Here is a 15,461-nt window from a genome sequence, read left to right as displayed (position 1 = left end):
CATGAAGAAATTATTTCATTTATACCGATTAGATTTTAGCAATATACTCCTTTTTTTAAAGTACTATTTAAAACGATTTTTGCATTTAAAAACATCAAATAGGGAAAAGCAAATCAATGAGTTTTATTATCATTTAATTTATTTTAATGGATTTTTAAAACAAGAAAATGAAAAAGATTTTGTTTTCTATTATCCAGATTTTGGTGCCACCATCAAACTTAGAAAAAGACCTTCAAGTGATCTGAATGTTTTTGCTCAAATTTATCAGTATAAAGAATACCAACCTCTAGTTGAAGCTTTTCAAAAACATTTCCCAAATGACAAAAAGCTTAACATTATTGATGCAGGTAGCAATATAGGTCTAACTTCAGTTTATTTAAACAACCATTTTCCAAACTCAAATTTTATTACTATTGAACCAGAGACGTCTAATTTTGAAAATGTAAGTTTCAATTTAGAAGCTAACGGAATTAAAAATGCAGTCAAGATTAAAGGCGGACTTTGGAGTACCAATGCCAATTTGAAAATTGTTAATGATTTTAGAGATCAAAACGATTGGTCGTTTCGTGTCGAAGAAACTTCTGAAGAAACAGATTTAAAAGCGTTTACCATCAATTATTTAATCGATCAAAACAACTTTCAGTATATCGATATTCTTAAAATAGATATTGAAGGTTCTGAAATGGAAGTTTTAGTTTCGAAGAATTCAGATGTATCTTATCTATCAAAAACTAAATGTGTTGCCATTGAAATCCATGATGAATTTAATTGCAGACAGGAAATTTATAATTTACTTGAAAAATATAATTTTGAATATTTCAATTCAGGGGAACTAACTATTGGAATCAATCAATATTTAGTATAAATGCAGCAAGTAAATCGTTTAAGAGAACTGGATTTTTTGCGTGGTATCGCTATCATTTTGGTACTCTTTCGTCATCAACTATTGTTTGATTTTTTAAAAACTATGGGTTGGATAGGCGTTGATTTATTTTTTGTACTCAGCGGTTTTCTCGTTTCAGGTTTATTATTTAAAGAATATCTGAAATTTGGGTCGATTAATGCTAAACTCTTCCTAATTCGTAGAGGATTTAAAATTTACCCAATTTTTTATTTAACTTATATCCTATATAGTATTCCAAGAATTTATTTGCACAAATTTGATTTAGAAAAGGCTTTTTATGAATTAACGTTTGTTCAAAATTATGCTTTAGGATGGGGTTATGCCTATGCTGCAAGTTGGTCATTGGCCGTTGAAGAACATTTTTATTTTGGACTAGCATTTTTTTTATGGCTAATTTTTAATAAAAAAATCATGCGTTTTGAGATTTCGTCTCATAAAATCTCAGTTTTCGAAAAAAGTCTTATTGGTATTTTTGTTTTTGTTTTTCTTTTTAGGATTTTTTCAAATTGGCAATATCCTGATGAAAACGTCAGGAACATGACTATGTCACATCTTCGAATGGACTCTTTACTTTTTGGTGTTCTTATTTCATTTTGGTATCATTTCAAAAAAGAGGGTCTAATAAATTTTTATATAAGACATAAAACGAAATTACTATCACTTTCGTTTTTACTAGTACTATTTACACCATTTATTGAACCAGCGGTTTCAGTTTTTGTCAGAACTATAGGTTTTACGATGCTTTATATTTCTTTCGGCATAGTATTAATTCATTTTCTTGTTGATTCTCATATTAACAACCAACTGAATCGTCTATTCTCTAAAAAAGGAGTCAACTTTATTAGTAAAATTGGATTTTGTTCCTATTCTATTTATATAATTCATTCTTTAGTTACTAATTTTATTGGTTTTTTGCCTTTTACAAATAAATATCTATTATTTATTATTGTCTTTCTAATTTCAATAATTTTAGGATTTTTCATGACTTATGTTGTAGAGAAGTTTTTCTTGAATTACCGAAATAAATATTATCCAAGCCGCGCAAATTAGCGTTTATTTTCTTTCATATTAACTCTAAAATAGAGATATTTGGAGCTTCAATTGAAAAACAAGAATGCAAAACATGAAAATATTTATTCTTCTACCTGATGGTGTTGGCTTACGGAATTTTTCATTTACCAATTTTCATAAAATTGGCATTCAAAAAGGGTTTGATATTACTTTTTGGAATAATACACTATTTAATTTAAATGAGTTGGGATTTAACGAAGTACGATTTAAAAATCCCAAAACGCACCCACTTACTGATCTTTTAAAAAATGCTCAAATTCAAATTGAGTTAAATTTAAATGTTAAAAAGTCGAAGGACACTATTTACAATCATTATCGATTTCCATTTTCATACAAGACCATTAAAGCTTCCTTAAAAAGTACTTGCGTAAATTGGTTAATTTTTTGGAATAATTCAGAAAAAGGATTAGAACGCATACGAATCAACATAGCTAAGCAAGAAAGAAAAACCAAACTCTATTTTGATAGTTTAGAAGCGCTTAAAATAGAAAAACCAGATTTTATTTTTTGTACAAACCAAAGAAGAATGCTTGCAGTTGCCCCACTTTTAGCTGCTCAAGATTTAGGAATTCCAACGGCCACATTTATCTTTTCCTGGGACAATTTACCCAAGGCAACCAAAATTATAGAGACTGATTTTTATTTTGTATGGAGCAATCATATGGAAAAAGAATTGTTATATTATTATCCACATATTACAAAAAATCAAATTAAAGTTACAGGTACACCGCAGTTTGAACCTCATTTTGATAAAGATTTTTTGATGTCGAAAGAAGTATTTTTTGAAACAAATAAATTAGACGTAAACAAACGATATATTTGTTTTTCGGGTGATGATATTACTACTTCTCCCAACGATCCAAGTTATCTTGAAACTATTGCTAAAGCAGTCATTAAACTTAATAATAAAGGTTTTAATTTGGGTGTTGTTTTTAGAAAATGTCCAGTTGATTTTTCGAACAGATTTGATGAAGTGCTCCTAAAATATAACGATACAATTACTAGTATTAATCCAATTTGGGAGAAAAAAGGAGAAGAATGGCATGCAATTTTGCCAACTAAAGATGATTTAGTACTTCAAATGAATACTATTTATCATTCGGAGTTGGTCATTAATTTAGGTTCTTCTATGGTTTTTGATTATGTAGCATTTAACAAACCATGCTGTTATATCAATTATGAAGTTAAAAATGATAAAGTACCCCATTGGTCTGTGAATACAATATACAAGTTCATTCATTTTCGTTCCATGCCATCAAAGGAATCTGTGTTTTGGATAAATAAAGAAGACGAAATGGAAGGTGTGATTCAAAATATAATAAGCAATGATTCAACAAAAGTGGTAGCTAATGCAAATGAATGGTTTAGAAAAATCAATCAACATCCACCACAATTTGCTTCGGAAAGAATTTGGACCGCAATTGAGGAAATTTGTAAAAAATAATGCTAAAAGAATATCTTTTGTCAGATTATAATCGTTGTGGTATTCAAAAAGTATCATTTGGTGTACTTTTTAACACATTTTGTATTCAGCCCAATCCAGGCTTGAAATTCATGACTATTTTTAGACTAACACAGCATTATAGAAGAAAAAACAGACTATTATTTTATTTTTTCTTTTGGTGGCTTAGAAGATTAAAAGTGAAGTACGGTTTTGATATTTCATACCGAACTAAAATTGGAAAGGGATTTTATATTGGTCATTTTGGAAATATTGTGATTCATGGTGACGCAATTATTGGTGAAAATTGTAATATTTCTCAAGGAATAACAATAGGAGTTAGTAATTATGGAAGTAAAATAGGCGTGCCTCAAATTGGAAATGAAGTTTTTATAGGTCCAAATGCTGGTATTTTTGGCAATATTACTATTGGCAACAGAGTCACAATTGGAGCTAATTCTGTCGTGACGGATAGTATTTTGGACGGAAAAACTGTATTACCAGCGGCAGCTATTACGATTGATAAAGATTTGTCAGAATACTATATTCAAAATAAATTAATTTCTTGATGACACAGTTGCTTAAATTTAAATATATATTTTACTCTTTATTGTTGGTTTCCTTTCTTTCTTCTCTGAGAAATTTATTGTTGCCATTGGTGTTTGATGAACTTCAATATGCTGAAATAGGTAAAAATATGATCACCAAGGGAGAATATAGCTTATTTGGTTCACCTTCAACTTTTACACCTATTTTACCATTTTTAGTCAGTCTGTTTTATATTAAATCATGCCCAGCTATTGGTTTTGCCTTTGTAAAATTTGCCAATCTTTCCTTAATGATTGTTGGATTACGTTATTGTTTTCTGTACTTGAAAAAGCTCGATTTACCAGGTAATATTGCTTTATTGATTGTTCTGGTAACTGCGGTTAATAATTCTTTTATTACTTGGAGTACTGTCATTTATCCAGAGTCTATTTTGTTCTGTGCTTTTTGGATCTTTATTTATAACGTAACCGGAGAAATAAAAACCAATAGCCAAGTTATTGGTATATTGATTCCCATCGTGATATTGATGATTACCCGTTATCTGTATGCTGTTTTAGGTGTTGTATTACTATATGTTGTTCTGCAATATGTTATCGGTCTTTACAAAGAGAAAAAGTATAATCACATGATGCAACTTGTCTTCATTTCTTTACTTTGTTTTCTGCCTTTACTGATTTGGTTCAAGTATGTTTTTTCTATAGAAAGCAATCACACTTTGAATCAAAGTTATTTCACAAGATTTAAAAATAATGATGTATTTTATAATATCAAGGCCGGATTGGGAATTTTAAAACACGATGAAGTAGATAAAGTGAATGGGATACCGGCATTTGTTTCGTTATTTGCTCCGGTAACCGGATTGCGAAATTGGTTGGCTAGTATTGTATTGATTTTATTTTTCTCCATAGGATTGTTGTCAAAATGGAGTTCGGTAAAATATAGAATACTCGCACTTTCGATATTTCTCATTATGTTGGGATTGATTTTAGCTGGTACAGGTTTTAGCAGGTACTGGTTGGTTCTACTTCCTGGATTTTGGCTAGGATTTTATGAGTTTTTTAATTTATTTAGGATAAAAGAGAAATATTTTATATATTTTGTAATTCTATTGTCTACGCTATATGTTATGAATGAAGTACGACTTGACTATATAATTTTAAAACGATTGTAACAATGATAAATAATAAGACAGTGGCCGTTATTGTTCCTTGTTACAATGAGGAAACACAGATTAGTTTGGTTCTTGAAACCATGCCCGATTTTGTTGACAGAATCATCGTTATTAATGATAAGTCGAAAGATAAGACGGAAGAGATTGTTAAAAAGTATATTGATAATTCTACCAATGTTGGAATCGAGATTGAAAATATACTTGATAAAATAAAACCCAATAATTATAACAGAGCGAACATCATTTTGCAGGAATTACTTAGAACTGAAAAGAATCGTTTTGTTCCACACAAAATTTACAATGAGAATAATTCAGACCGAATTATTTTAATAAATCATATGGAAAATGCTGGAAAAGGTGCTGGAATTGCAACAGGGTACAAGTGGACTAAAGACCATGGAATAGATTGTGTTGCCACGATGGATGGAGACGGACAAATGGACCCTGAGGAATTATTGAGTTTGTGTGAGCCTATTATTTTTGAGAAGATTGATTATGTTAAAGGCAATAGACTCATACACAGAAGTGCCTTATTGGTAATTCCAAAAGTTAGATTTTTAGGTAATTCTATACTTTCTATTTTAACAAAATTAGCGAGTGGATATTGGCATGTTTCTGATACTCAAACAGGGTATACCGCCATTTCAAATAAAGCATTAAATTCTATTAGATTATATGACATATACAAAAAATACGGCTATCCAAATGATATGTTGGTAAAATTAAATATTGCTTTTTGTACTTTGAGAGAAGTCGAAATCAAACCCGTTTATGATATTGGAGAACAATCAAAAATGAAAATTTTTAAAGTAATCCCAACCGTATCTTTGCTATTAATTAAATCGTTTTTTAAAAGACTTTGGTATAAATATTTGTTTAGAGATTTTCACCCATTATTTATCTTATATCATTTTTCATTCTTATTGGGAATTATTTGGATTCCTTATCTATATAGAGTCACAGAAGCCCTGATTATAGGTGTGAATTTATCTTTTGAAACATTGTTTGCCTTCACTTTTTTGGGAATTAGTTCTATTCAAAGTTTTTTATTTGCCATGTGGATGGATATTCAAGACAATGATAGATTATATAAGTAATAAATAGAAATTATATGAATGATATACTAGGAAAAAAACTAGAAGCAACAAGAATAAAGAAAGTATTACCACACATTAATGGATCATTACTTGATGTAGGATGTGGTTTGAATCAGCTTAAAATAGCTTATGGTGAAGGTGTTGGAGTAGATGTTTTTAAATGGGACAATGTTGATCTTGTCGTTGAAGACACGGCCAAATTGCCCTTTGATAATCATAGTTTTGATACTATAACTATCATAGCCGCACTTAATCATATTCCAAACAGGGAAGAAGTTATTAAAGAATGTTACAGATTATTGAAACCCGATGGAACGATGATAATTACTATGATTCCTCCAATAGTTTCAACTATTTGGCATGTTTTACGAAAACCTTGGGATGTTGATCAATCAGAAAGAGGAATGAAAGAAGGAGAAGTGTATGGGCTTACTAAACAACAAATAGTAAAATTATTCAATAATCAAAAATTTAAATTATCTCATGATGAGGGTTTTATGATGAATGTTAATAGATTATATATTTTTAAAAAAATATAATATGTGTGGAATATTTGGAGTTATAACCAAACAAGAAGCTATTAAACCCGAAACTATTTTCGAAACATTGTTAATTGAATCTGATAAAAGAGGAAAGGAAGCTTCTGGATATGCAATTCTAAATGAAAATAAAAATGTAATTTCAATAAATAAAATTCCTTTTTCTGGAAAAAAATTATTGCGAACAAAAGCCTATAATAATCTTAAAAACGAATTAAAAAATATCAACTTTTTTTTAGGTATAGGTCATTCAAGATTGGTTACCAATGGTTATGAACATGACAATTATAATAACCAGCCAATAATAAATGAAAGTAAAATTGTGATTCATAATGGAATTATTGTGAATACAGAGGACTTATGGAAAAATTATCCTAATGCTGAAAAGAAAACAGATTTAGATACCGAAATTATTCCAGTTATAGTAAATTCATCATTAAAAGAAAATATCAATTATAATCAAGCTATTCAAGATGTCTTCGACAAAATAGAAGGCATTGCAAACATAGCCTTATTAGACTCTAAAAAATCATTTGTTACTATTGCATCCAATAATGGATCTTTATTCTATATTTTTGATCAAAAAGCGAAAATTTTTCTATTTGCATCAGAATTTATTTTTTTAGTAAATACCATTAAAAAAAATAAACTAGATATTTCTCTGGATAGTATAAAACAATTAGTCAACAAAATTTTATATTTTGATTTTGTCAATTTCGAAATAGTTTCAGATTTTAAGTTATTAGAAAATTCAAGCGATAAAAACTATCAAATAGAAGAAGCTGATACTGAAATTAATTCTACCGTATTTCAAAACAAATCGCTTGAAAAAACATATAAAGCTGTTCCTAAAGTTTTTTCAACTTATTTTTTACAGCAACAAAATATAATTCAAGAATTGAAAAGATGTAAAAAGTGTATTCTTCCCGAATCTTTTCCTTATATCGAATTTAATGCTCAGGGAGTATGTAACTATTGTTTAAATTACAAAGAATACAATACAAAAGGAGCATCGCAACTTCAAAAAATGATAAATGAATTCCAACTTAAAAATGGGAAACTACCCAAAGTTCTCATCGGATTAAGTGGCGGTAGAGATAGTTGTTATGCATTGCATTATGTTTCAAAAATTCTCGGTCTTGAAGCGGTTGCTTTTTCTTATGATTGGGGTATGTTGACCGATTTGGCACGAAGAAATCAATCAAGGATGTGCGCAAAACTGAGTGTAGAACACATTTTGATATCCGCTGATATTAGAAAGAAAAGGAAAAATATCAAGTTAAATGTTGAAGCATGGTTAAAAAAGCCCCATTTAGGTACCATTCCTTTATTTATGGCAGGCGATAAACAATATTTTTATCATGCAAATAAAATAGTAGAAGAAAAGAAGTTGGATTTTATCTTTTTTGGAGAAAATCTATTAGAGTCAACTTTTTTTAAATATGGTTTTTGCGGAATTAAACCAAACCTTAAAGACAAAGAGAAATCATTTTCAATTTCAACATTAGATAAGGTGAAAATGATGTTTTTTTACAGTAAACAATACATTTCAAATCCTTCATATATTAATTCTTCTTTAATTGATAGCTTTGGCGCTTTTCTTTCTTTTTATTATATAAATCATCCTTATTTAAATCTTTTTCACTTTATTAAATGGGATGAAGATGAGATAGTAAATACTCTTATTAACGACTATAATTGGGAAACAGATCCCGAAACTAATTCTACATGGAGAATTGGAGATGGAACTGCCGCATTTTATAATTATATTTATTTTATAAATGCTGGTTTTAGTGAGTATGATACTTTCAGAAGTAATGAAATAAGAGAAGGAAGAATTAGTAGGGAAGAAGCACTAGATAAAGTGGCTACTGAAAATGTGCCAAGATGGAATTCAATTCAATGGTACTGTAATACTATAAATGTAGATTGGGAGAATGCAATAAAAATTATCAATAAAAAGCCAAATCTGTATGGAAAATAAATTTGTGGGTTTTGAAGAGATGTCGGTTGATGAATTATGGGATTTTATTAGATTAGAATACCAATCCCAAAATCCGATAAGTAAAAAATTGTATGCTAATTTTTATAAAAAAATCGATTACATTTTAGAAAATTATTTGAAAGAAAATGATTCTCTTTTGGAAGTTGGTTGTGGAGCCGCTGAATCATCTCTAAGAATACATTCAAAATTGTCATCCTTAAAAAGAAATATTGCTTTTGAAGCTTCAGAATATGATAATCGTTATGTACAAAAAATTAACTCATTAAATTATCCTTTCAAAGTAACTCAGGAAAATGTTTATAGTTTACAGAGAAATGACAATGAATATAATTTAATTTTTTTATTAGAAGTATTAGAGCATTTAGAGTTTCCAGAAAAAGCCATTAGCGAGTTATTTAGAGTGAGTTCCAAGTATGTATTGATTTCTGTACCTAATGAACCCATCTGGAGAATAGCCAATATGGCTAGATTTCAATATGTAAAAGATTTTGGAAATACTCCTGGTCACATCAATCATTTTAATCAAAAAAAATTAACTAAAATAGTGAAACCTTATGGAAAAGTAATTAAAGTATTCAAACCGTTTCCGTGGTTAATTATGCTAGTTGAAAAACACTAATGATTAATATAAAAACACAAAAATCAAAATACAACTACTTAATACTTGGATATTCTGCACAAGGATTAAGTTATTTGGCTGTTATTTTAATTCCATCATTATTTTTTTCACAATCTCAAATAGGTGCTTTAGGCATTTGCTTAAGTCTGCAATATATATTATCTCAGTTTTTCGGAATGGGATTGCATTTTTCTGCACTTTATTATAAATCATTAGATGTTAATAGTTCAGAAAAATTATTCTGTTCTGTAACTTCAAATATAATCGTCACTCTTGTTTCTTCAAGTTTAGGATTACTCATTTTTCTGCTATCACCATACTTATTAAACTATTACAAATATTTTGATTTAGAGAAATTTAAAACATTATTAATCATATCCTCAGTTGTTTTTGCGATAAATAAAGTATTCTTGTCTGAGATAAATGCCGTAAAGCACTATTCATTAATTGGAAAACTTTATTTGATTAAGTCATTTTTGTTTCTTACAATAATCTTTTCTTTAATTTCTAGAAACATTTCTTTCGACCAATATGTATGCCTTCAATTACTACTCCCAGAATTTTTTATATACCTAATATGTCTTTTTTTTGTAATTAAAAATTATACTGTCAATAAAGAAATATTTTTTAAGAAATATTTCAAAAGAGATCTTCTGTTTGGTTTAAAATCGTTTTGGGGAACCATTTTTTATGAAGCCAGTACTAAAGTCGATTTATTACTTTTGGGTGTTTTTGTCAGTCCGGCAAAAGTTGGAATTTTTACAATTATATCAATGATATCTGACTTATTTCTGAATATTTGTACCGTGCTAAGAACCATTGTAAATCCAGAAATCACAGAAAATTTTCTAAAGAAAAAGGAAAGTTTCAACCACTTTATACAGATGAAATCAATTAAAAATTATATTATTTTGATTCCGATTTTAGCTGTGTTCGTAATTTTATATTTCATTTCAGTAACATTTATCCATCAGTTTGCTACCTACAGTGATGGTTTTGTACCATTATTAATTTTATGTTTATTTTTAGCTGCTACTTCTGGATATATTCCTTTAATGTTAACTTTTGGGCAAATAGGGAAACCAAATTTCCAATCATTAAATTTTTTGATTTTATTTGTATTTAATGTTATGTTTAATTGGCTTTTAATTCCAAAATATGAGTTAATTGGAGCTGCATTTGCAACCGGATTGTCTTATGTGTTTTACATTTTGTTTTTCAGAAAAGCATTAAGTTTTGTAACTAAATGAATACAAGCCTTTCCATTATATATGTCCTTTAAAATAGATAAAATTTTATAAAAAAAACTTTATAACATGTCATTCGAGTCACTTCTACCTTTATTGCAAAAAACGGGCAGTACTTTATCTGCCGAAAAATTTCAGGAGAGAATTAATATTGTATTTCATGATTTTGAAGCCTTTCATTATGATGCCATGCATACTGATATGTGGGGAAGTTTACAACAACAGATTAATCTATTAGTGACCGATTTATTTGATCATTGCACTATAGAGAATAAAGCATTAAGTTTGCTCGATATTGGTTGTGGAACGGGTTTAAGTTCTCAAATTTTACTAAATACAAAGCTTGAACATTATATTAATCAGATTACGTTGCTTGATACTTCACCCAATATGCTAAAATATGCAGAAGAAAAAGCCAAAACTTGGGGCAAAAAGTATACGATGATTAACGCTTACCTGGATGATGTTAATGAAAAGTTTGATGTTATTATAATTAGTTCAGTATTGCATCACATTCCAGATTTAGAGGTTTTTTTGAAACAAGTAAACAACGTATTAAATTCGGGCGGATTTCTAATTCATATTCAAGATCCCAATGGAGATTATATTAATTCGGAAGAATATTTGATCCGTAAAAACGAATATGAAAAAGTGCTTGAATCATTGCCGAAAAAGAAAAAAATAATCGATTTTATCCCAAAAACACTACTCAAATCCATAAAGCGATTGCTCAATCGTAAAGATTATATCGATTTAATCAACGACCAATTATTAGTAGAAAAAACGATTAATAAACGAATGACCGCCGACGAAATTTGGAGTGTAACCGACATTCATGTAGAAACTAAAAAAGACACCATAAACAAAGGAATTTCATTAAGGTTTTTAAAACTACAATTACAAAACTTTGAACTTATCAAAATGCGTTCCTATGGTTTTTACGGTTTTTTAAAAAGTGATTTAGTCGAAAATTATCAAGAAAAAGAAGCTCGGTTGATAGACGAAAATCATGTCAACGGTCGAAATATCTCTTGTCTTTGGATGAAAAAGTAAGCAATGAAAATAGCTTTTTTAACTTCAGAATTTCCTCATGTTAAGACTGGTTTTGCCGCTGGTATCGGCACCAGTATCATGAATTTAAGTAAAGGTCTATTACGATTGGATCATGAAGTAGTAGTGGTTATTTATGGTCAGGATAAAGATGAAATTTTTAGTGAAAATGGCATCACTTTTCATAAAATTAAAAACATAAAGTATAAAGGTTTTTCTAGATTTTTAACTCAAAAAAAAATTCAACGGTTACTCAATACTTTGATCAAAGAAAAAAAAGTTGATTTGGTTGAAGTCGCCGATTGGACAGGGATTAGTTCCAATATTAAACTAAAATGTCCTTTGGTGATCAAACTCCACGGAACCGATACTTATTTTTGTCATCTTGACAATCGTCCTGTCAAATTCATTAATAAATTTCGAGAAAAAAAAGCGTTACAAAATGCCGATGCTATTTTGTCTGTTAGTAAATATGTGGCCAAAGTGACTATGGAATTGTTTTTGCTTAAAAATAAATTTACAGTTATTCCCAATGGTATTGATTTGGATAAGTTTTCAATAATAAAAGAACAAAATGCAAAAGATTATCATACCATTTTATATTTTGGAACCCTAATTAGAAAAAAAGGATTACTCGAGTTACCCCTAATTTTTAATGAGGTTTATAGACAAAATCCTAAAGTAAAATTAGTCTTAATAGGGCGTGATGCATCCGATATTATTTCTGGAAAAGTTTCAACTTGGAATATGATGCAACAACTATTTACCCAAGAAAGTATTCAAAATGTTAGTTATCTTGGAAGTGTCCCTTATGAGCAAATTAAAGAGCATATTAGCGATTCAACAGTATGTGTTTTTCCGACTTTTGCCGAAGCTTTGCCTGTTTCTTGGATAGAAGCTATGGCAATGGAGAAACCCATAGTTGCTTCAAATATAGGTTGGGCTACGGAAGTAATAGATGATAGTGTTAATGGATTTTTAGTTGACCCTAAAAACCATATATTATATGCTCAAAAAATATTGAATTTACTAGATAATGAAAATTTGAGATTTCAATTTGGAACGAAAGCTAGAGAAAAAGTGATTCAGAATTTCAGTATCGATAAAGTAGCTCAGAAAAGTATAGATTTTTACAAAAGTATTTTATGTTAGAATTTAGAGAATATACCACCAAAAAAGGTGAAATAATTGTTTATACGGGTACACCAAATTTCAAAATGCTAGAAGAATTAGCTGATGGATTTGGAGATGTATGGCACAGTTCATTTGAACAAGGGTATAAAAATGCTTTTCCAGAAATTGTATATCAAACGGCTACTTTTTTTTGGTATGTAAGAGATTTGGATAATTTAGATTTATGCATCAGTTGGAGAGTAAATCCTAATGCATTCGCAGTTAGAAAATCTATTTGGGATCAATTTGGATTTGATAATGACTATATTAATCCAATAATGAAGTCATTTGATTTGGGATACAATCTTGTTAGAAATTATGGTGGTGTCGTTTTATATGCCAAAGGGCTTTATGAAATTTCGATTCAAGACGCTATCGTTATTTCTAAAAAAGATAGGTATACATTTTTTATCAAAAATTTTAAAATTGATCACGCACTTTTTATGATTTATAGGAAAGGAATTCTAAATATTAAAGAGTGGAATGCCTTTTTAGTCGCTAGAAAAAACTTTAAAAAATCAAAAGACAAAGACATTGTAAAAACAAAGGTGCTTAAACCTATAAAAGGAAATCCATCGGTGAGTTTTATTATACCCACAATGATGCGTCAAGATTTTACTCTGAATTTGTTAGATGATTTACAAAATCAAACGTATAAACCTTTTCAGGTTGTTGTCGTTGATGCTACTCCGGAAAATCAAAGAGATGAAAGTTTATATAAAGTAGAAAATTACACTTTTGAATTGATTGTTAAATGGCAGCAGACTAAAGGAAGTTGTCGTGCAAGAAATGAAGCCATTGAATTATGTACTGGTGAATATATTGTCTTTGGAGACGATGATATACGCATTCCTTCTGATTATATTGAAAATCATATTTCTTTTTTACAAACGTACAATGGGGATGCATGCAATGGATTAGATATTCGAGCTGACCATCAAAAGCAAAATCTAAGTGATTTAAGGATGAAGCTTGATTACTTTGGTCAAAAACGTTATTTAGCAGGTGCCGCACCACATATCAATAATGCAAATGCTTGTGTAAAAAGAAAATATGTAAACGAAATCGTAGGCAATGACATTAATTTTGACGGTGGTTATGGAGAAGATAATGATTTTGGATTATCGTTAACAAAAATAGGAGTGGTCGTATTACAAAATCCGTTTTCAACTAATCTTCATTTGAAACCACCTATAGGAGGATATCGTTTTTGGGGTAATCAAGCAAAAGTAGTAGGAAAGAAAAGAAAAACTCAACCATGGGAACTGGATACTCCAGTGAAATGGATAAGGCCAGTTCCTAGTCCAACAATTATGTATTACTTTTATAAACATTTCGGTCCTGAACTCGTAAAAGAATACCGTCATAAGTATTTTTTTTTACACTTGTTTAAAGAACCTAAACGCACCTTAATTTTACGTTTAATTAAGTTGCCCTATAAGCAACTTCAATTTAATAAATCTGCGTTTTATGCCAAAAAGTTAATGGCATTAGGAAAAAGAACTAAGTAATGAATTTTACTCTTGTAGTCTGTACATATTTACGCCCTATTCCTTTGCTGAAATTGTTGAATTCAGTAAAGCAACAAACAGTTTATCCAAATGAAATTTTAATAATTGATGGTTCTACAAATGACGATACTAAAGTTATTTTGGAGAAAAATAAATTTTCAAATCTGAGTTATTTTCTCGTATCTAAACAAGATAGAGGTTTGACTAAACAAAGAAATTTAGGAGTTTCCAAAGTTGCAAATGATTCTGAAGTAATTTGTTTTTTGGATGATGATACAGTTTTAGAACCTAATTATTTTGAAGAAATTATAAAAGCATACAGCGTTTTTCCAGAAGCTTTAGGTATTGGAGGTTATATTAATAACGAAACCAAATGGGAAAAAGTTCCATCGAATTATATACCAACAATTCATGAGTTTGCTTATGACGGATGGAAGCAAAATGATGGAATTAGGTTTGTAATGAGAAAGCGTCTTGGTTTGGATAGCGATACAAAACCAGGATTTTTACCCGAGTTTTCTAATGGAAGAAGTATTAGTTTTTTGCCTCCATCCGGAAAAACGTATGAAGTTGAGCAATTGATGGGTGGAGTTTCTTCTTTCAAAAAATCGGTTTTTGATACGTTAAGTTTTTCTACTTATTTTGAAGGTTACGGTTTGTATGAAGATGCCGATTTTACACTCCGATTATCAAAAACGGGTAAGCTATATGTAAATACCAATGCAAAATTAGGCCATTTTCACGACGAATCGGGAAGACCTAATAAATACCAATATGGTAAGATGGTTGTCAGAAATGGGTGGTATGTTTGGCGCGTAAAATACCCAAAACCATCCCTAAAAGCAAAATTTAAATGGAATGCTATAGTATTGTTATTGACACTTATCAGATTTAGCAATATATTTACAACCCATAAAAAAAAGGAAGCCTTTACAGAATTTGCAGGAAGAATGGTCGGTTGGTTTTCTTTATTTTTTAATAAACCTCAATAAATATAAATGAAGAATCAGCAATAAACTATCCAAATCCACAAACGATTAAAGGGTTTCTATAATTTTAGATGCGACAATATAAATTAAGAATT

General features: G+C 29.4%; 14 protein-coding genes. All 14 read left to right on the top strand.

Annotated elements, in window-relative coordinates:
* Position 1 precedes the first annotated feature (1 nt).
* The 14 genes from ACIQ2L_RS05805 to ACIQ2L_RS05740 all read left to right on the top strand — a co-directional run bounded on the left by ACIQ2L_RS05805 (position 2) and on the right by ACIQ2L_RS05740 (position 15,369).
* A complete protein-coding gene (locus ACIQ2L_RS05805; RefSeq protein ID WP_396157178.1) occupies positions 2–865 on the top strand; it encodes an FkbM family methyltransferase in 864 nt (287 codons plus the stop codon).
* Positions 866–1,954, top strand: coding sequence for an acyltransferase family protein (locus ACIQ2L_RS05800; protein ID WP_396157176.1), 1,089 nt, complete (start codon positions 866–868; stop codon positions 1,952–1,954).
* 73 nt (positions 1,955–2,027) lie between these two features.
* Positions 2,028–3,419 carry a UDP-glycosyltransferase gene (locus tag ACIQ2L_RS05795; protein ID WP_396157175.1) on the top strand — a complete coding sequence of 464 codons (1,392 nt, stop codon included), beginning with the start codon at positions 2,028–2,030 and terminating at the stop codon, positions 3,417–3,419.
* Complete coding sequence (locus tag ACIQ2L_RS05790) at positions 3,419–3,985, top strand: serine O-acetyltransferase (RefSeq protein ID WP_396157174.1); 567 nt, start codon at positions 3,419–3,421, stop codon at positions 3,983–3,985. Before ACIQ2L_RS05795 ends, ACIQ2L_RS05790 begins: the two co-directional genes overlap by 1 nt.
* Positions 3,985–5,136: a hypothetical protein gene (locus ACIQ2L_RS05785; protein WP_396157173.1), complete on the top strand. Its 1,152-nt coding sequence runs from the start codon at positions 3,985–3,987 to the stop codon at positions 5,134–5,136. The genes ACIQ2L_RS05790 and ACIQ2L_RS05785 overlap by 1 nt, the downstream gene beginning before the upstream one ends.
* A 2-nt stretch (positions 5,137–5,138) precedes the next feature.
* The gene (locus ACIQ2L_RS05780; RefSeq protein WP_396157172.1) at positions 5,139–6,233 is read left to right on the top strand and encodes a glycosyltransferase family 2 protein; all 1,095 of its coding nucleotides are present in this window, start codon (positions 5,139–5,141) and stop codon (positions 6,231–6,233) included.
* Between the two features lie 14 nt (positions 6,234–6,247).
* Complete coding sequence (locus tag ACIQ2L_RS05775) at positions 6,248–6,772, top strand: class I SAM-dependent methyltransferase (protein ID WP_396157171.1); 525 nt, start codon at positions 6,248–6,250, stop codon at positions 6,770–6,772.
* Positions 6,738–8,756 carry a hypothetical protein gene (locus ACIQ2L_RS05770; protein WP_396157170.1) on the top strand — a complete coding sequence of 673 codons (2,019 nt, stop codon included), beginning with the start codon at positions 6,738–6,740 and terminating at the stop codon, positions 8,754–8,756. The genes ACIQ2L_RS05775 and ACIQ2L_RS05770 overlap by 35 nt, the downstream gene beginning before the upstream one ends.
* Complete coding sequence (locus ACIQ2L_RS05765) at positions 8,746–9,396, top strand: class I SAM-dependent methyltransferase (protein ID WP_396157169.1); 651 nt, start codon at positions 8,746–8,748, stop codon at positions 9,394–9,396. The genes ACIQ2L_RS05770 and ACIQ2L_RS05765 overlap by 11 nt, the downstream gene beginning before the upstream one ends.
* Positions 9,396–10,646 carry a polysaccharide biosynthesis C-terminal domain-containing protein gene (locus ACIQ2L_RS05760; RefSeq protein ID WP_396157168.1) on the top strand — a complete coding sequence of 417 codons (1,251 nt, stop codon included), beginning with the start codon at positions 9,396–9,398 and terminating at the stop codon, positions 10,644–10,646. Before ACIQ2L_RS05765 ends, ACIQ2L_RS05760 begins: the two co-directional genes overlap by 1 nt.
* A 66-nt stretch (positions 10,647–10,712) precedes the next feature.
* Positions 10,713–11,696 carry a class I SAM-dependent methyltransferase gene (locus ACIQ2L_RS05755; protein WP_396157167.1) on the top strand — a complete coding sequence of 328 codons (984 nt, stop codon included), beginning with the start codon at positions 10,713–10,715 and terminating at the stop codon, positions 11,694–11,696.
* Positions 11,697–11,699: 3 nt separating this feature from the next.
* Positions 11,700–12,845, top strand: a complete 1,146-nt coding sequence (locus ACIQ2L_RS05750; protein WP_396157166.1) for a glycosyltransferase family 4 protein — start codon at positions 11,700–11,702, stop codon at positions 12,843–12,845.
* Positions 12,839–14,377 carry a glycosyltransferase family 2 protein gene (locus ACIQ2L_RS05745; protein WP_396157165.1) on the top strand — a complete coding sequence of 513 codons (1,539 nt, stop codon included), beginning with the start codon at positions 12,839–12,841 and terminating at the stop codon, positions 14,375–14,377. The genes ACIQ2L_RS05750 and ACIQ2L_RS05745 overlap by 7 nt, the downstream gene beginning before the upstream one ends.
* Positions 14,377–15,369, top strand: a complete 993-nt coding sequence (locus ACIQ2L_RS05740) for a glycosyltransferase family 2 protein (protein WP_396157164.1) — start codon at positions 14,377–14,379, stop codon at positions 15,367–15,369. The genes ACIQ2L_RS05745 and ACIQ2L_RS05740 overlap by 1 nt, the downstream gene beginning before the upstream one ends.
* The last annotated feature ends 92 nt before the right edge of the window (positions 15,370–15,461 follow it).

Origin of the sequence: Flavobacterium sp. (genome assembly GCF_044369455.1) — a bacterium.
Lineage (GTDB): Bacteria > Bacteroidota > Bacteroidia > Flavobacteriales > Flavobacteriaceae > Flavobacterium.
This window is presented reverse-complemented; position numbering and strand designations above follow the sequence as displayed.